This window comes from Streptomyces sp. NPDC058295 (genome assembly GCF_042880655.1).
Taxonomy (GTDB): Bacteria; Actinomycetota; Actinomycetes; order Streptomycetales; family Streptomycetaceae; genus Streptomyces; species Streptomyces coriariae.
Window position 1 is genome coordinate 1 of sequence record NZ_JBHVYO010000063.1, and the last position, 17,162, is coordinate 17,162.

13 protein-coding genes and 1 pseudogene are annotated in these 17,162 nt (G+C 73.0%); 11 read left to right on the plus strand and 3 right to left on the minus strand.

The window, feature by feature from the left end; translation table 11 throughout:
- Positions 1 to 42: 42 nt before the first annotated feature.
- Complete coding sequence (locus tag ACFVYS_RS38950; protein WP_389509970.1) at positions 43 to 408, minus strand: DUF6479 family protein; 366 nt, start codon at positions 406 to 408, stop codon at positions 43 to 45.
- 171 nt (positions 409 to 579) lie between these two features.
- Between ACFVYS_RS38950 and ACFVYS_RS38955 the strand changes: the two genes are divergently transcribed.
- From ACFVYS_RS38955 to ACFVYS_RS38975, 5 genes and pseudogenes are all read left to right on the plus strand, one after another.
- The gene (locus ACFVYS_RS38955; protein WP_389509972.1) at positions 580 to 972 is read left to right on the plus strand and encodes a ferredoxin; all 393 of its coding nucleotides are present in this window, start codon (positions 580 to 582) and stop codon (positions 970 to 972) included.
- 109 nt (positions 973 to 1,081) lie between these two features.
- Positions 1,082 to 2,260 carry an acyl-CoA dehydrogenase family protein gene (locus tag ACFVYS_RS38960; RefSeq protein ID WP_389509974.1) on the plus strand — a complete coding sequence of 393 codons (1,179 nt, stop codon included), beginning with the start codon at positions 1,082 to 1,084 and terminating at the stop codon, positions 2,258 to 2,260.
- A 9-nt stretch (positions 2,261 to 2,269) separates the two neighbouring features.
- Positions 2,270 to 3,116 (plus strand): annotated as a pseudogene (locus ACFVYS_RS38965) (oxygenase MpaB family protein).
- Between the two features lie 57 nt (positions 3,117 to 3,173).
- The gene (locus ACFVYS_RS38970) at positions 3,174 to 5,405 is read left to right on the plus strand and encodes a tetratricopeptide repeat protein (RefSeq protein WP_389509976.1); all 2,232 of its coding nucleotides are present in this window, start codon (positions 3,174 to 3,176) and stop codon (positions 5,403 to 5,405) included.
- Positions 5,406 to 5,505: 100 nt separating this feature from the next.
- Complete coding sequence (locus ACFVYS_RS38975) at positions 5,506 to 7,113, plus strand: phytoene desaturase family protein (RefSeq protein WP_389509978.1); 1,608 nt, start codon at positions 5,506 to 5,508, stop codon at positions 7,111 to 7,113.
- 12 nt (positions 7,114 to 7,125) lie between these two features.
- On the opposite strand, the gene ACFVYS_RS38980 is transcribed toward ACFVYS_RS38975, so the two are convergent.
- Entirely contained in the window at positions 7,126 to 7,959 is an 834-nt protein-coding gene (locus ACFVYS_RS38980) for an SDR family NAD(P)-dependent oxidoreductase (protein ID WP_389510028.1), read from the minus strand.
- A 54-nt stretch (positions 7,960 to 8,013) separates the two neighbouring features.
- Between ACFVYS_RS38980 and ACFVYS_RS38985 the strand changes: the two genes are divergently transcribed.
- The 4 genes from ACFVYS_RS38985 to ACFVYS_RS39000 all read left to right on the plus strand — a co-directional run bounded on the left by ACFVYS_RS38985 (position 8,014) and on the right by ACFVYS_RS39000 (position 13,221).
- Positions 8,014 to 8,865 (plus strand): helix-turn-helix transcriptional regulator, encoded by an 852-nt coding sequence (locus tag ACFVYS_RS38985; protein ID WP_389509980.1) that lies wholly within the window; start codon positions 8,014 to 8,016, stop codon positions 8,863 to 8,865.
- Between the two features lie 70 nt (positions 8,866 to 8,935).
- On the plus strand, positions 8,936 to 10,045 hold the full coding sequence (locus tag ACFVYS_RS38990) for an NAD(P)H-dependent flavin oxidoreductase (RefSeq protein ID WP_389509982.1): 1,110 nt from the start codon (positions 8,936 to 8,938) through the stop codon (positions 10,043 to 10,045).
- Complete coding sequence (locus ACFVYS_RS38995; protein WP_389509984.1) at positions 10,042 to 11,595, plus strand: acyl-CoA synthetase; 1,554 nt, start codon at positions 10,042 to 10,044, stop codon at positions 11,593 to 11,595. Before ACFVYS_RS38990 ends, ACFVYS_RS38995 begins: the two co-directional genes overlap by 4 nt.
- A 129-nt stretch (positions 11,596 to 11,724) precedes the next feature.
- Complete coding sequence (locus ACFVYS_RS39000; RefSeq protein ID WP_389509986.1) at positions 11,725 to 13,221, plus strand: acyl-CoA synthetase; 1,497 nt, start codon at positions 11,725 to 11,727, stop codon at positions 13,219 to 13,221.
- Here the strand turns inward: ACFVYS_RS39000 and paaK are convergent.
- Positions 13,216 to 14,511, minus strand: coding sequence for a phenylacetate--CoA ligase PaaK (gene paaK / locus ACFVYS_RS39005; protein ID WP_389509988.1), 1,296 nt, complete (start codon positions 14,509 to 14,511; stop codon positions 13,216 to 13,218). The genes ACFVYS_RS39000 and paaK overlap by 6 nt on opposite strands.
- Before the next feature lie 209 nt (positions 14,512 to 14,720).
- Between paaK and ACFVYS_RS39010 the strand changes: the two genes are divergently transcribed.
- On the plus strand, positions 14,721 to 15,590 hold the full coding sequence (locus tag ACFVYS_RS39010; protein ID WP_389509990.1) for an alpha/beta fold hydrolase: 870 nt from the start codon (positions 14,721 to 14,723) through the stop codon (positions 15,588 to 15,590).
- A gap of 44 nt (positions 15,591 to 15,634) precedes the next feature.
- Positions 15,635 to 17,143, plus strand: coding sequence for an esterase/lipase family protein (locus tag ACFVYS_RS39015; protein ID WP_389509992.1), 1,509 nt, complete (start codon positions 15,635 to 15,637; stop codon positions 17,141 to 17,143).
- Positions 17,144 to 17,162: the final 19 nt, after the last annotated feature.

Genomic DNA, 17,162 nt, shown 5'->3' on the forward strand with positions numbered 1-17,162 from the left:
GTGACGGCCCGCCCCACTCGACTCCTCCCGTGGGGCCTAGCGTCAGTGGGATCCGATACCGCCCCCGCCGAACGAGCCACTGCTGCCGCGGCTCCAGCGCGGCCGGGTCTTGTCCCCGCTCGACCGGGTCTGCATGTTGGTCAGTTCGTACGGCGTGAGGGGACGGCCGCCCTTCGGCATCCGTGGCACCTCGTCGGGTTCCCGGTTCTCGCGTATCTCGTGCACCGCGCCGTCGGGCGGGAGGTGCGGCTGCTCGTCGGGGCGCGGCCTGGCCGGCTCGCGCGACTTCACCCGCGTGCCCAGCCAGAAGCTGCCGCCCAGCACGGCCAGCAGGGCCAGCCCGACCACGAACATCCCGAGGCTGAGCAGGCCGCTCGCGGCGGCCAGCTGAACGCTTGCGTTAGTCATATCAGACGAATACCCACCAAAAGGGACATGAACCCGCCACTCCGGCCTCGTGACTCTCCGTCGGCGACGCCTCGCACACGGCGGCCGGCGCCGCCTCCGGGTGGCCCGCGGGTTTCACGCACCGGACCGGCATACGGGTTTCGTGCCGCCGCGCCCGGCTACCCGTCAGGGGTGACTCCGACGACATCCCAGACGTACCAGACATCGCAACAGGAGCTCTTCCGGTTCCTGGAGGACCGCTTCGCCTGCGCCCAGGCGTGCACCGAGTGTGCGCGGGAAAGTGCGCTGCGCGCGAGCCTCGTGGATCCGGACGGGACCGACGATCAGGCGCTGCTGCGCCGCAAGGGCATCATGTGCGCGGAGGTGTGCGACGCGACCTGTCGTGTGCTGTCCGAGGACAACCGCCTGGACGAGGCCGGCATCCGCGCCCAGCTGGAGTGGTGCCGCACCGTGTGCCTGGAGACCGCCCACGTCTTCGACAAGCACCCGGGAGCCGAGGAGGGCGCCGCCGCCTGCCGTGCCTGTGCCCAGGCCTGCACGGAATTCATGGGCACGCTGGCCTGAGGTCCGGCGCCCGGGGCCTGAAGGAAGAGGGTCCCTGCCATTCCCAATTTCTGAAACACGTTCTACCGTGTGCGCCGTCAGGACCGGCTTTGGGGAGCCAGGAGGCGCCGTGCACCTCGACCACACGCCCGAGCAACTGCGGCTGCGCACCGAACTGCGCGCCTACTTCGCCGAGTTGGTGCCGCACAACGCCTACGCCCGGCATATCGACCCGGTCGCCGCGAAGCGCTTCTACCGCAAGACGATCCGCCGGCTCGGCGAGGACGGCTGGCTCGGCGTCGGCTGGCCCGAGGAGTACGGCGGCCGCGGCCTCACCCCGATCGAGCAGTTCGTCTTCTTCGACGAGGCCGCCCAGGCCGGCGTGCCGCTGCCGCTGATGGCGCTGAACACGGTCGGACCCACGATCATGCGCTACGGCACCGACGAGCAGAAGGCGTACTTCCTGCCGAAGATCCTCGCCGGTGAGATCGACTTCGCGATCGGCTACAGCGAACCCGACGCGGGCACCGACCTCGCCGCCCTCAAGACCCGCGCGGTGCGCGACGGCGACACGTACGTCGTCGACGGGCAGAAGATCTGGACGACCAACGGCGACACCGCCGACTGGGTGTGGCTCGCGGTGCGCACCGACCCCGAGGCCCCGCCGCACAAGGGCATCACCATGCTCCTCGTGCCGACCGGCGACCCCGGATACTCCTGCACGGTGATCCGCACCCTCGCCTCGCACGACACCACCGCCAGCTACTACGAGAACGTGCGCGTCCCCGTCTCGCGGCGCGTCGGCGCCGAGAACCAGGGCTGGCGGCTGATCACCAACCAGCTCAACCACGAGCGGGTGACCCTCGCCGCGCACGGCACGATGGCGATCCGCGCCCTGCACGACGTGCAGCGCTGGGCGACGGAGACCAAGCTCGCCGACGGCCGCCGCGTGGTCGACCTGCCCTGGGTGCGCCGCCTGCTCGCCCGGACCCATGTGAAGCTCGACGCGCTCAAGCTCCTGAACTGGCAGATGGTCGGCGCCCTCCAGAACGGCACCCTCACCCCGCAGGACGCCTCCGCCGTCAAGGTCTACGGCTCGGAGGCCCGCCGGGACGCCTACGCCTGGCTGATGGAGGTCGTCGCCGCCCCCGGCGCACTCCAGGAGGGCTCGGCGGGCGCCGTGCTGCACGGCGAACTCGAACGCGGCTACCGGTCCGCCGTGATCTTCACCTTCGGCGGCGGCAACAACGAGATCCAGCGGGAGATCATCTCGTGGATCGGCCTGGGGATGCCGCGGGTACGGCGTTAGCCTGCCGGTATGAAGGCCGACCCCGGGCTGTTCGGCCCGTCGAGTGTGACCTGGCAGCTGCACGGCGACCCGATGATGTGGGTCGCCGGGGTCCGCGCGCTCTACCTCCAGGCACTCCACCCGCGTGCCGTGCGCGGGGTCATGCAGAACTCCGACTTCCGGCGCGACGCCTGGGGCCGGCTGACGCGCACCGCCGACCTCGTCGGGACCACGACGTACGGCACCACCGAGGCCGCCGAGAAGGCCGGCGCCCGCGTCCGCAGGATCCATCGGCTGCTGTCCGCGACCGACCCGGACACGGGGGAGCGGTACGGCGTCGACGAACCCGCGCCGCTGCTGTGGGTGCACTGCGCCGAGATCGACTCCTACCTGCACGTCCTGCGCCGCTCCGGCTACCCCCTCTTCGACGCCGACGCCGAACCGCTACCTCGCCGAACACCGGTTCAGCGCCCGCCCGGTGGGACTCGACCCCGACGCGGTACCCGCCGACCGGACCGCCATGGACGCGTACTTCGACAAGCTGCGCCCCGAACTCGCCGCCGGGGCGGAGGCGCACGACGTGGACGACTTCCTGTCGCGGCCGCTGGTCCACCCCCTGCTCGTCCCGGCGCGCGCCCTGATGTGGCGGCGGGTGGCGCACCTGACGTACGCCTCTCTGCCGCCGTACGCCCACCGGCTGTACGGCAGACGGGCCCCGAAACCCGCCACCGTCACCAGGGGGTTGGGTGCCATGGGCACCCTGCTGCGCTGCGTTCCCGCACGTGTGCGGTGGCAACTCCCGCCCGAACACGTCCTGCAAGCCATGGCGAGGCTCGGCCCGGAAGCCCGCCCGGCCCCGTTCAAAGTCGGGCGATAGGCCGCCATACTGGACCGGCCAGGGGGAGGCCGAAAGCAACGGGGGCGGCGGCGCGCTATGGCGGAGAGCAGGGTGATCCAGGGCCGGTACCGGCTGCTGGACCGGATCGGGCGCGGTGGCATGGGCGAGGTGTGGCGGGCCCGTGACGAGTCCCTCGGCCGACAGGTGGCGGTGAAGTGCCTCAAACCGATCGCCCCGCACCACGACCCGGCCTCCGGGCGCGTCCTGCGGGAGCGGTTCCGGCGTGAGGGCCGCGTCGCGGCCGCGCTCCAGCACCGCGGGGTGACGGTCGTCCACGACTTCGGCGACAGCGACGGTGTCCTCTTCCTGGTCATGGAGCTGCTCGACGGCAGCAACCTGTGCCAGTTGCTGGACGACAACGAGCGCCGTCCGCTGCCCGTCGCCGACGTCGTGGAGGTCGCCGACCAGGTCGCCGCGGCCCTCGCCTACACGCACCGGCAGGGCGTGGTGCACCGCGACCTGAAGCCCGCGAACATCGTGCGGCTCGCCGACGGCACGGTGAAGATCTGCGACTTCGGCATCGCCCGCCTCGGCCACGACATCGGCTTCACCTCCCGTCTCACCGGCACCGGCATAGCCATGGGCACCCCGCACTACATGTCTCCGGAACAGATCGGCGGGGAGGAGGTCGACCAGCGCAGCGACCTCTACTCGCTGGGCTGCGTGCTGTACGAGATCGCCACCGGGGCCCCGCCGTTCGACCTGGACGACCCCTGGGCGATCCTCGTCGGCCACCGGGACACCCCGCCCCGGCCGCCGCGCGAACTCCGCCCCGACCTGCCCGACCACCTCGACCGGATCATCCTGGACCTGCTGGCGAAACGGCCCGACCAGCGACCCCAGGACGCCCGTGAGATCGTCCGGCGCATCGCCGCCGCCCGCACCGCACCGGGGTACGTACCGACCCTGGTGACACCCCGGCCCGAGCTGCGGCCATCCGGAGCCGCCGGCCGCGAGCCGCGGCTGCCGTCCTGGACGCAGGGCATGACGACCGGGCACAAGGCCACCGGTGCCGCACTGCGGGTCACGCCGCCGGACGCGGGGGCGGCCCTGACCGGCGAGTGGATCCCCCGGCCGGTGCTCGGCGCGGTCCCCGCCCCGCCCGCCCCGGACACGCCGTCCCCGCAGGCGATCGCCGCGCTCGCCGGACGGCACGGCGCGGGCCTCAGCCTGGGGCGGCTCGGCCGCTGGGCGGAGGCCGGGGAGGTGCACCGCGCCGTCGCCGCCGAACGCGCGCACCTGCTCGGCGCGGACCACCCCGAGACGCTCGCCAGCCGCTACGAGGTCGCCTTCACCCTGAGCCGCACCGGCCGCGCCGCCGACGCGCTGCGCGAGTACCGGCACGTGGCCGCCGCCCGCACCCGGGTGCTCGGCGCCGACCACGCCGACACGCTCGCCACCCGGCAGGAGATGGCCTACGTGCTCGGCCGGCTGGGCCGCCACTTCGACGCCCACCAGGTGTACGCCTCGGTCCTCGCCGCCCGGGTGCGCACGGCGGGCCCCGACCACCCCGACACCCTGCGCTGCCGCCACAACCTCGCCTTCAACCTCAGCAGGCTCGGCCGGCTGGAGGAGTCCTACCGGATGGCGAGCGAGGTGGCCGTCGCCCGGGGCCGCGTCCTGGGTCCCGCCCATCCGGACACCCTGGTCACCCGCTACGAAGTCGCCTACGCGCTGGGGCAGTTGGGTCGCTGGCCGGAAGCCCTCCAGACCTACCGCGAGGTCGCCGCGGCCCGCACGCAGGCCCTCGGCCCCGACCACCCCGACACCCTCGCCGCCCGCTACGAGACCGGCATCAGCCTGGGCCGCCTCGGCCGCAGCGCGGAGGCGCTCCAGCTCTACCGCGACCTCGTGGACGACCGCACCCGCATCCACGGCCCGGCGCACCCCGAGACCCTGCGGGCCCGCCACGGTCTGGGCGTCAACCTCGGACGGCTGGGCCGCTGGGAGGAGGCGCTCGCCGAGTCCCGGGACGTGTGCGCCATCCGGGAGCGCGTGCTCGGCGCCGACCACCCCGACACGCTGGTCAGCCGCCGCGAGGTCGCCGTCGGCCTGGGCTGGCTGGGCCGCTGGACCGACGCCCTGACCGAGTACCGCAGGGTGGCCGCGGCCCGCGAGCACCTGCTGGGCGCCGACCACCCCGACACCCTCGCCGGCCGCAACGACGAGGCCCACTGCCTGGAACGGCTCGGCCGGGGGCAGGAGGCGGTCGAGCTGTACCGGAGGGTGGCGGTGCTGCAACAGCAGCGCGCGGCGGGCGGAGCGTAGGCCTCCTCGGGCCCAGCCCGGCTCCGTGTGCAGCCACCCGGCGCGGGAGTGGCCGTGACCACCTCTGGCCGACCTTGATCGGGTCGTGTTACGAAGAACCATGCCTGAACACGAGGGACACGCGGGACACGCGGGACACGAGGATCACCGGGGACACCGCGCCTACGACGCCGTGATCGTCGGTGGGGGCCACAACGGACTGGTGGCCGCCGCCTATCTGGCCCGGGCCGGCCGGTCCGTGCTGGTGCTGGAGCGGCTCGACCACACCGGCGGCGCCGCCGTCTCCACCCGCCCGTTCACCGGCGTGGACGCCCGGCTGTCCCGCTACTCGTACCTGGTCAGCCTGTTGCCCCAGAAGATCGTCCGGGACCTCGGGCTTGACTTCCGCGTTCAGGGCCGCACCATCTCCTCGTACACCCCCGTGGAGCGCGGCGGGCAGCACACCGGACTGCTCGTCGGCGGCGGCGAGGAACGGACCCGGGCGGCGTTCGCACGGCTGACCGGCGGCGAGCGCGAGTACGCGGCCTGGGAGCGCTTCTACGGCATGACCGGACGCCTCGCCCGGCGGGTCTTCCCCACCCTCACCGAACCGCTGCCCACCCGGGACGAGCTGCGCCGCCGCGTCGACGACGAGGAGGCCTGGCGGACCCTGTTCGAGGAGCCCGTCGGCGTCGCCGTCGAGGAGCGCTTCACGGACGACCTGGTGCGGGGTGTGGTCCTGACCGACGCCCTCATCGGAACCTTCGCCGACGCCCACGACCCCTCCCTGAAGCAGAACCGCTGCTTCCTCTACCACGTGATCGGCGGCGGCACCGGCGCCTGGGACGTGCCCGTGGGCGGGATGGGCGCGCTGACCGACGCCCTCGCCACCGCCGCCCGGGAGGCGGGCGCCGTCCTGGCCACCGGGCACGAGGCCGTACGCATCGACACGGACGGCCGTACAGCGGAGGTCACCTACCGCACCGCCGAAGGGGAGGGCGTCGCCACCGCCCGGCACGTCCTGGTGAACGCCTCGCCGCAGGCCCTCGCGGCCCTCACCGGCGACGCGCCGCCCGCCCCCGCCGAGGGCGCCCAGCTCAAGGTGAACATGCTGCTCAAGCGCCTGCCCAGGCTGCGGGACGGCTCCGTCGACCCGCGCGAGGCGTTCGCCGGCACCTTCCACATCGCCGAGGGCTACGAGCAGCTCGCCACCGCCCACGCCCAGGCGGCCGCCGGTGAACTGCCCGCCGCCCCGCCCTCGGAGATCTACTGTCACTCCCTGACCGACCCCACCATCCTCGGGCCGGACCTCGTGGCGCGGGGCTACCAGACGCTGACCCTGTTCGGTCTGCACACACCCGCCCGGCTCTTCGAGCGGGACAACGACGCCGTGCGCGAGGAGCTCCTGAGGACGACCCTCGCCCAGCTCCAGGCCCACCTCGCGGAGCCCCTCGCCGACTGTCTGGCCACCGACGCCGACGGCCGCCCCTGCGTCGAGGCGCGGACCCCGCTGGACCTGGAGCGCGACCTCGGGCTGCCCGGCGGCAACATCTTCCACCGCGACCTGGCCTGGCCGTACGCCCAGGAGGGCGCCGGCCGCTGGGGCGTCGAGACCCCGCACGCCAACGTGCTGCTGTGCGGCGCGGGCGCGGTGCGCGGGGGAGGGGTCAGCGGGGTGCCGGGACACAACGCGGCGATGGCGGTGCTGGAGGAGCCGGCCGCCGGCTGAGCGGCTCCGGGATCAGGCCTGCATGCCGCCGTCGACCCGCAGGACCGTGCCCGTGACGTAGGACGCCCGGTCGCTCAGCAGCCAGGCCGCGGCCTGGGCGACCTCGTCCGGGTCGGCGGCGCGGCCCAGCGGGGTGAGCGCGTTGAGGTGGCCGACGATTCCGGGGGTGTCCGCCTCCCAGGCGTCGATCATCTCCGTCAGCGTCGTACCGGGCGCGATGGCGTTGACGCGGATGCCCTCGGGGCCGTAGGTGGCGGCGGCCGACGCGGTCAGGCTGTTGAGCGCCCGCTTCGCCGCGCCGTACACGGGCAGGGCCGGGTTGGCCATCAGGCTGCCGACGCTGGAGGTGTTCACGATGGCGCCGGTCCCCGAGGTGGCGCGGATCGCGGCGATCTGTGCCTTCATCGCCAGCCAGGGCCCCTTGAGGTTCACGGCGAGGACATGGTCGAAGTCGGCCTCCGGGAGCTGGTCCACGGGGCCGGGCGGCTGGATGGTCGCCGCGTTGTTGAAGGCCACGTCGAGCCTGCCGTACAGCTCGACGGTCCGGTCGACGGCGGCCCGGACGCTCGCCGGTTCGGCCAGGTCGCAGCGCACGTACTCCGCGGTGCCGCCGGCCGTCCGGATTTCCTCGGTCACGGCCTTGAGCTGACTCTCCGTGCGGGCCGCGAGGAGCACCCGGGCGCCTTCCCGGGCGAACAGCCGTGCTGCGGCGGCGCCGATGCCGCGACCGGCGCCGCTGACGAAGGCGACCTTGTCGGCGAGCAGGCCCGCGGCCGGATGGGACGGGGTGCTGGTCGTTGTGTTGTGGTTCATGCCGACGAGCCTGCGCCCGGCCGCGCCGCCCATCCAGGCACAGCCGGTACCTGGCTGGGCGCACGGCGGTGCGCGCACACTGGGGACGTGGACCGACGAGAACTGGCCGACTTCCTGCGCGGTCGACGCGAGCGCCTCACCCCTGCCGACGTGGGGCTGCCCGCCGGGTCGCGCCGGCGCACCCCCGGGCTGCGCCGCGAGGAGGTGGCCCAGCTGGCGTTCATCTCGACCGAGTACTACACCCGCCTGGAGCAGGCCCGCGCCCCGCACCCGTCCCGCGAGGTGCTGGCCCAGATCGCCCGCGCCCTGCGGCTGTCGGACGCCGAGCGCGACCACCTCCACCACCTCGCGGGCACACCGCCAGGACCCCCGCCCGGCCCCTCGCGCGAGGTACGGCAGAGCATCGTCGACCTGCTGCACCGGCTGCCGCAGGCCGCGGCGATCGTCCTGTCGGCGACCTACGAGGTCATCGCCTGGAACGATCTGGCCGCCGCCCTCCTGGAGGACTTCTCCGCGCTGCCGCGGCGCGACCGCAACCTCGTCCGGCGGGCCTTCCTCGAGCCCCGGCGCGACGGTACGAGGCTGTACGGCGTGTCCGACGCCGACGAGTTCGCCCGGACCGCGGCCCAGCACCTGCGCGGCGCCGTCGGCCGCTACCCGGGCGACCCCGAACTGACCGCGCTGATCGACGAACTGCTCACCGGCAGCGTCGAGTTCGCCGAGCTGTGGGCGGCCCACGAGGTGGCCGCGCGGCCCACCCTGTGCAAGACCTTCGACCACCCCCTCGTCGGTCTCGTCACCGTGAACTGCGATGTCCTGGACATCACCGACCGCGACCAGCAAGTGGTCATCTACACGGCCGCCCCGGGCTCGCCGTCCGAGGAGGCGCTGCGGCTGCTCTCGGTCGTGGGCACCCAGCGGATGGACGTGCCCGGCTGAGGACAAGCAAATCTGACGGAGTATCAGAAAGAGGCTTCCGTCGTCGCACCGGCTGCGGCATCCTGCGCCCATGCAGACGGAGCTGAGCAATCAACTGGGAGTCGAGCACGCCGTCTTCGGCTTCACGCCGTTCCCCGCCGTCGCCGCGGCCATCAGCCGCGCCGGCGGCTTCGGCGTGCTCGGCGCGGTCCGCTACACCGCGCCCGACGACCTCAAACGCGACCTCGACTGGATCGAGGCGCATGTCGACGGCAAGCCGTACGGCCTCGACGTCGTCATGCCCGCGAAGAAGGTCGAAGGCGTCACGGAGGCGGACGTCGAGGCGATGATCCCCGCGGCGCACCGGCAGTTCGTGCAGGAGACCCTCGCCAAGTACGGGGTGCCCGAGCTGGCCGAGGGCGAGGCCTCCGGGTGGCGGATCACCGGCTGGATGGAACAGGTCGCCCGCGGACAGCTCGACGTCGCCTTCGACTACCCGATCCGGCTGCTGGCCAACGCCCTCGGCTCCCCGCCCGCCGACATCGTCGCCCGCGCCCACGAACAGGGCGTGCTCGTCGCCGCCCTCGCGGGCAGCGCCCGGCACGCCCGCAAACACCAGGAGGGCGGCATCGACGTCGTCGTCGCCCAGGGCTACGAGGCGGGCGGCCACACCGGCGAGATCGCCTCCATGGTGCTCACCCCCGAGGTCGTCGAGGCCGTCGACCCGCTGCCGGTCCTCGCCGCCGGCGGCATCGGCAGCGGACAGCAGATCGCCGCCGCCCTCGCGCTGGGCGCCCAGGGCGTCTGGCTCGGATCGCTCTGGCTGACCACCGCCGAGGCCGATCTGCACTCGGCCGCCCTCACCCGCAAACTCCTCGCGGCCGGCTCCGGCGACACGGTCCGCTCCCGCGCCCTCACCGGGAAACCCGCCCGCCAGCTGCGTACCGAATGGACCGACGCCTGGGACGCAGCCGACGGGCCCGGCACCCTCCCCATGCCGCTCCAGGGCCTGCTCGTCGCCGAGGCCGTCTCGCGCATCCAGAAGTACGAGGTCGACCCCCTGCTCGGCACGCCCGTCGGCCAGATCGTCGGCCGGATGAACGACGTCCGCAGCGTCCAGGCCGTCTTCGACGACCTCACCCGCGGCTTCGAACGGGCCGTGGACCGCGTCAACCGCATCGCCGGAAGGAGCGGCACATGACCAGCACACCCCCCGCGGGCTTCTGGGCCCAGGCGGCCCAGGACCCCGACCGCACGGTCCTGATCGCGCCGGACGGAGAGGCCTGGAGCGCCGGACGGCTGCACGCCGCCGCCAACCGGCTCGTGCACGGGCTGCGGGCCGCCGGTCTGGAGCGCGGCGACGCCTTCGCCGTCGTCCTGCCCAACTCGGCCGAGTTCTTCACCGCCCATCTCGCCGCCACCCAGGCCGGCTTCTACCTCGTCCCCGTCAACCACCACCTGGTGGGCCCCGAGATCGCCTGGATCGTCTCCGACTCCGGCGCCAAGGTCCTCCTCGCCCACGAGCGGTTCGCCGACCAGGCGCGCCGGGCCGCCGACGAGGCCGGTCTCCCCGTCACCCACCGGTACGCCGTCGGCGAGGTCGAGGGTTTCCGGCCGTACGCCGAACTCCTCGACGGACAACCGGAGTCGCCGCCCGCCGACCGCACCCTCGGCTGGGTCATGAACTACACCTCGGGCACAACGGGCCGCCCGCGCGGCATCCGGCGCCCGCTGCCCGGAAAGCTGCCCGAGGAGGCGTACCTCGGCGGATTCCTCGGCATCTTCGGCGTCCGGCCGTTCGACGACAACGTGCATCTCGTCTGCTCGCCGCTCTACCACACGGCGGTGCTCCAGTTCGCGGGCGCGTCCCTGCACATCGGCCACCCCCTGGTCCTGATGGACAAGTGGACGCCAGAGGAGATGCTCCGTCTCATCGACAACCACCGTTGCACCCACACCCATATGGTCCCGACCCAGTTCCACCGTCTGCTGGCCCTCCCGGCGGACGTCCGGGCACGCTACGACGTGTCGTCCATGCGGCACGCCATCCACGGTGCCGCGCCCTGCCCCGACCATGTGAAGCGGGCGATGATCGACTGGTGGGGCACCTGCGTGGAGGAGTACTACGCGGCCAGCGAGGGCGGCGGTGCCTTCGCCACGGCCGAGGACTGGCTGAAGAAGCCCGGCACGGTCGGCAAGGCCTGGCCCATCAGCGAACTGGCGGTCTTCGACGACGACGGCAACCGCCTGCCGCCCGGCGAACTCGGCACGGTCTACCTGAAGATGACGACCGGCGGTTTCGCTTACCACAAGGACGCCGACAAGACGCGGAAGAACCGCATCGGCGACTTCTTCACCGTCGGCGACCTCGGCGTGCTCGACGAGGAGGGCTACCTCTTCCTCCGTGACCGCAAGATCGACCTGATCATCTCGGGCGGCGTCAACATCTACCCGGCCGAGATCGAGTCCGCGCTGCTCGCCCACCCCGCCGTCGCCGACGCCGCCGCCTTCGGCATCCCGCACGACGACTGGGGCGAGCAGGTGAAGGCCGTGGTCGAACCGGCCCCCGGCCACGCACCCGGACCCGACCTCGCCGCCGCCCTCCTCGACCACTGCGCCGAACGGCTGGCCGGCTACAAGCGCCCCAGGAGCATCGACTTCATCACCGAGATGCCCCGCGACCCCAACGGCAAGCTCTACAAACGGAGGCTGCGGGAGCCTTACTGGGAGGGACGGTCCCGGCCCGTGTGAGCGAGGCCCGGGAGGCGTGTGACGCGGGTGGCGCCCCTTCCCCCGGAGGCGCCGGCCCGACGGCCCGGCGGGCGTCCCGGGCCGCCGGCGACTTGACCCGCCCCGGCCGCCGCCCGAGGATCATCAGTCATGACGCCCGGACATGGCAGCACGGTCGACGGGGTGCTGCGGCGCAGCGCCCGCCGCACCCCGGCACGCGTCGCGGTGGAGTACCGCGACCGCACCTGGACCTACGAGGAACTCGACGAGGCCGTCTCGCGCGCGGCGAGCGTTCTGCTCGGCGAGGGTCTCGCCCCCGGCGACCGGGTCGGCGCCTACGGCCACAACTCCGACGCCTACCTCATCGCCTTCCTCGCCTGCGCCCGCGCGGGCCTGGTGCACGTCCCCGTCAACCAGAACCTGACCGGCGAGGACCTGGCGTACATCGTCCGCCAGTCGGGCAGCGCGCTGGTCCTCACCGACCCGGACCTGGCCGGCCGGCTCCCGGCCGGCAGCCGGACGCTGCCGCTGCGCGACACGGCCGGCTCGCTCCTCGCCCGGCTGCCCGCGACTCCCGCGTACGACGGCCCCGAACCGCGCTCCGAGGACCTGGTGCAGCTGCTCTACACCTCGGGCACCACGGCGCTGCCCAAGGGCGCGATGATGACCCACCGCGCCCTGGTGCACGAGTACCTGAGCGCGATCACCGCCCTGGACCTGAGCGCCGGCGACCGCCCCGCGCACTCCCTCCCGCTGTACCACTCGGCGCAGCTGCACGTGTTCCTGCTGCCCTACCTCGCGGTCGGCGCGACGAACATCGTGCTGGACGCGCCCGACGGCGACCGCCTGTTCGACCTGATCGAGGCGGACCGCGTCGACAGCCTCTTCGCCCCGCCGACCGTGTGGATCGGCCTGGCCAACCGCCCCGACTTCGCGACCCGTGACCTGAGCGGGCTGCGCAAGGCGTACTACGGGGCGTCGATCATGCCTGTGCCCGTGCTGGAGCGGCTGCGCGAACGCCTGCCCGGGCTGGGCTTCTACAACTGCTTCGGGCAGAGCGAGATCGGTCCGCTCGCCACCGTCCTCGCCCCCGACGAGCACAAGGGCCGGCTGGACTCCTGCGGGCGCCAGGTCCTGTTCGTGGACGCCCGTGTCGTCGACGAGAACGGCAAGGACGTGCCCGACGGCACGGCCGGCGAGATCGTCTACCGGTCCCCGCAGCTGTGCGAGGGCTACTGGGACAAGCCCGAGGAGACCGCGGCCGCCTTCCGCGACGGCTGGTTCCACTCCGGCGACCTCGCCGTGCGCGACGCCCACGGCTACTTCACGATCGTCGACCGGGTCAAGGACGTCATCAACTCCGGTGGGGTGCTGGTCGCTTCCCGCCAGGTCGAGGACGCGCTGTACACCCACGACGCCGTCGCCGAGGCCGCCGTGATCGGCCTGCCCGACGAGAGGTGGATCGAGGCGGTCACGGCCGTGGTCGTCCCGCGCGGCGAGGTCACCGAGGAGGAGCTCATCGCCCACGCCCGCGAGAACCTCCCCCACTTCAAGGCGCCGAAGCGGGTGCTGTTCGTCGAGGAGCTGCCGCGCAACGCCAGCGGCAAGATCCTCAAGCGGGAGCTGCGCGAACGGTTCGCGTCATGACCCCCGCAGGTCCGCGATCCGCCTGATCTTGCCCACCGACCGCTCCAGCGACTCCGGATCGACGATCTCGACGGCCACCGACACGCCGATCCCGTCCTTCACGGCCGCCGCGATGGTGCGCGCGGCCGTGTCGCGGTCCTCGGGGGTCGCGTCGGGGCGTGCCTCCGCGCGGACGGTGAGGGCGTCGAGGCGGCCCTCGCGGGTCAGGCGGAGCTGGAAGTGGGGCGCCACGCCCGGCGTGCGCAGCACGATCTCCTCGATCTGGGTGGGGAAGAGGTTCACCCCGCGCAGGATGACCATGTCGTCACTGCGTCCGGTCACCTTCCGCATCCGCCGGAAGGCGCGGGCCGTGCCCGGCAGCAGCCGGGTCAGGTCACGGGTGCGGTAGCGGACGACCGGCATCGCCTCCTTGGTCAGCGAGGTGAAGACCAGCTCGCCCTCCTCGCCCTCCGGGAGCACCTCGCCGGTGATCGGGTCGACGACCTCGGGGTAGAAGTGGTCCTCCCAGATGTGCAGACCGTCCTTCGTCTCCACGCACTCCTGCGCGACCCCGGGACCGATCACCTCCGACAGCCCGTACAGGTCGACGGCGTCGATCGCGAAACGGTCCTCGATCTCCTGGCGCATCCGTTCCGTCCACGGCTCGGCGCCGAACACCCCCACCCGCAGCGAGGTGGAACGCGGGTCGACGCCCTGGCGCTCGAACTCGTCGAGCAGCGTGAGCATGTAGGAGGGGGTCACCATGATGATCCGGGGTTCGAGGTCCAGGATCAACTGCACCTGACGGGACGTCATGCCGCCGGAGGCGGGGATCACCGTACAGCCGAGGCGTTCGGCGCCGTAGTGGGCGCCGAGGCCACCGGTGAACAGGCCGTAGCCGTAGGCCACATGGACCGTGTCACCGGGCCGCCCGCCCGCGGCGCGGAGCGAACGGGCCACCATGTCGGCCCACATGGCCAGGTCGGCGTCCGTGTAGCCGACGATCGTCGGGCGGCCGGTGGTGCCGCTGGAGGCGTGGATGCGGCGCACGTGGTCCCGGGGCACGGCGAACATCCCGTACGGGTAGTGCTCGCGCAGGTCGGCCTTGGTGGTGAACGGGAAGCGGGCCAGGTCGCCGAGGGCGCGGCAGTCGTCGGGGTGGACGCCCGCCTTGTCGAAGGACTCGCGGTAGAAGGGCACGTGGGCGTACGCGTGGCGCAGCGAGGCCCGCAGCCGCTCCAACTGCAGGGCGCGCAGGGCGCCCTCGTCGAGGCGCTCGCCCTCGTCCAGCAGGTTCCTCGCATCCGTCATGGGACGTTCTCCCTCGTCTTCCTGGTCACCCTCGTCGGACCATGCCGACACGGTCATCGAATCATGCCAATACGGACGACCGATCATTCGGTCGATCTTCCTCGGGATCAGTAATCCAGGCCGGCCGGCCGCAGGCAAGAGGGCGGCCGTGACTTTCGCCCGGGCGAACTCCGTTGCGGACCGGTCCGGCCCGCGTCGAGGATCGGGGCATGCATACCTTCACCGCCCCGGACGGGACCGAGCTCGCCTACCACGTACGGGGCGAGGGCGAGCCGCTCGTCGTCCTGCCCGGCGGCCCCATGCGCGCCTCCGCCTACCTCGGCGACCTCGGCGGTCTCGCCGCCCACCGCCGCCTCGTCCTCCTCGACCTGCGCGGCACCGGCGACTCCGCCGTCCCGGCCGACCCGGCGACCTACCGCTGCGACCGGCAGGTCGACGACGTCGAGGCGCTGCGCGTCCAGCTGCGACAGGAGCGGATCGACGTGCTCGCCCACTCGGCGGGCGGCAGTCTCGCGCTGCTGTACGCGGCCCGGTACCCGCACCGGGTGTCGCGGCTCGCGCTGATCACCGCCACGCCGTGGGCCCTGGGCCGGCCGGCCACGGCCGAGGACCGGCTGACGGCGGCTCGGCTGCGCACGGACGAGCCATGGTTCGCGGCGGCGTATCCGGCCTTCGAGGCATGGCTCGCGCGCGGGGACGAGCCGGACTGGGAGGTCGTCGGCGCCTTCTTCCACGGCCGGTGGGACGCCGCCGCCCGTGCCCACGACGCCGCCGCGGACGAGCAGACCAACTCCGAGGCGGAGAAGGGGTTCCTGGATCCGGAGGCCTTCGACCCGCCCGTCCTGCGGGCCGCCCTCGCGGACCTGACCGCCCCGGTCCTGGTGCTCGCCGGCGAGGTGGACGGCGGCCCCCGGCCCGCACTCGCCCGGCTCCTCGCCGACGCCTTCCCGAACGCCGAGTTCGCCGTACAGCCCGGCGCCGGCCACTATCCGTGGCTGGACGACCCGGAGTGGTTCGCCGGACGGACCGGCGCCTTCCTCGCCGGCACACCGGTCGCCGGTTCGGTGCCGCCCGCATAAACTGAGGGTGCCTCCACCAGCGAACTCGAGCCGCGGAGTGGGCCATGCCCGACCAGCCGAAGCTCCCCATCGTGTACGTGCGGGGATTCGCGGGCGACACCTCGGGAATCAACAGTGCCGTCCAGGACCCCTTCTACGGTTTCAACGAGGGATCGACGCATGTGCGCGTCGGACCGGACGACAAACCCGCCTTCCACCAGTTCGAGAGCCCGTTGCTGCGGCTGCATCTCGACGAGGGGTACCAGATCCTGGTGCGGGGCGGCCAGGAGACGTATCTGGACACCCATGACGCGATCCCGTCCGACAGCATCTGGATCCACCGCTTCTACGACGTCTCGGCGAGCACCTGGAGCACGAGCCCCAGGAAGTTCCGCCTCGAGGACGCGGCCGAGGACCTGCTCCGCCTCGTCAGGAGGCTCAAGGAGAAGAGCGGCGCGCCGCGGGTCCACCTCGTGGCCCACTCCATGGGCGGCCTCGTCTGCCGCTGTCTGATCCAGAAGATCCTCCCCGAGCTGGGTGAGGACCCGGCGGACCACGTGGACAGGTTCTTCACCTACGGCACACCGCACGGGGGCATCGCCTTCGACGTCGGGTTCGGTCTCGTCGAGCGGCTGATGGCCGCCACCGGCATCAGCGGCGCCGACGTCTTCGCCCCCCGGCGCATGTACGAGTACCTCACGCCCGACTCCCAGCGCGAGGACGGCGGCCCGCCGGAGAACTGGGACCCGCGGGAGATCCCCGAGGGCGGCTTCCCGCCGCACCGGGTCTTCTGCCTGGTGGGCACGGATCCCACCGACTACGACGTCGCCCACGGCCTGTCCGCGCGTGCCGTCGGCGCCCGCAGCGACGGGCTGGTGCAGATCGACAACGCCCAGGTGCCCCACGCGCACCGGGCGTTCGTCCACCGCAGTCACAGCGGACGCTACGGACTCGTCAACTCCGAGGAGGGCTACCAGAACCTCCAGCGCTTCCTCTTCGGCGACCTGCGGGTCCAGGCCGATCTGGTCGGCCTCCGGCTGCCCCGGGAGGGCCGCGGCACCAGCTGGCAGGCCGAGGTGCGGCTGGCCGTGCGCGGGCTGCCCAGCGTGATGCACGAACAGCTGGCAGCCCACTGGTGCCCGATCCAGCTGCCGGAGCCGCACGGCGACGGCACGGCCGCCGAGCCCGTCCCGCTGGCGACGACGTTCCTCAACAGCAAGGCGCCCCGGCCCCCGGAGACCCCCACGCTGCGTTACGCGCTGCACCTGCGGATCCTGTCGCTGCGGGAACGGGACGGGATCCTGCGCTTCACCGACCACCTCGAACAGACCGCGGACTTCGCCGACATCCTCGTCGTCGACATCGGCTCCACCGAGCGGGGCCCTGGTGTCTGGGCCGTCTGGAACTCGGACCTGCCCGGCGCCATCTGGGAGCACCGGCCCACCGGCACGCCGTGCGGCGACGAAGACCCCCGCGGCGGCGTCTGGCTGGCCCACATCCCCCTCCCCGCGACGGCGGCACCGATCCTCGGGGAGGAGGCGAGTATCCGGCTGGCGGTCACGCCCTGGGGCTGACGCCTCGCGGCCGACGCCA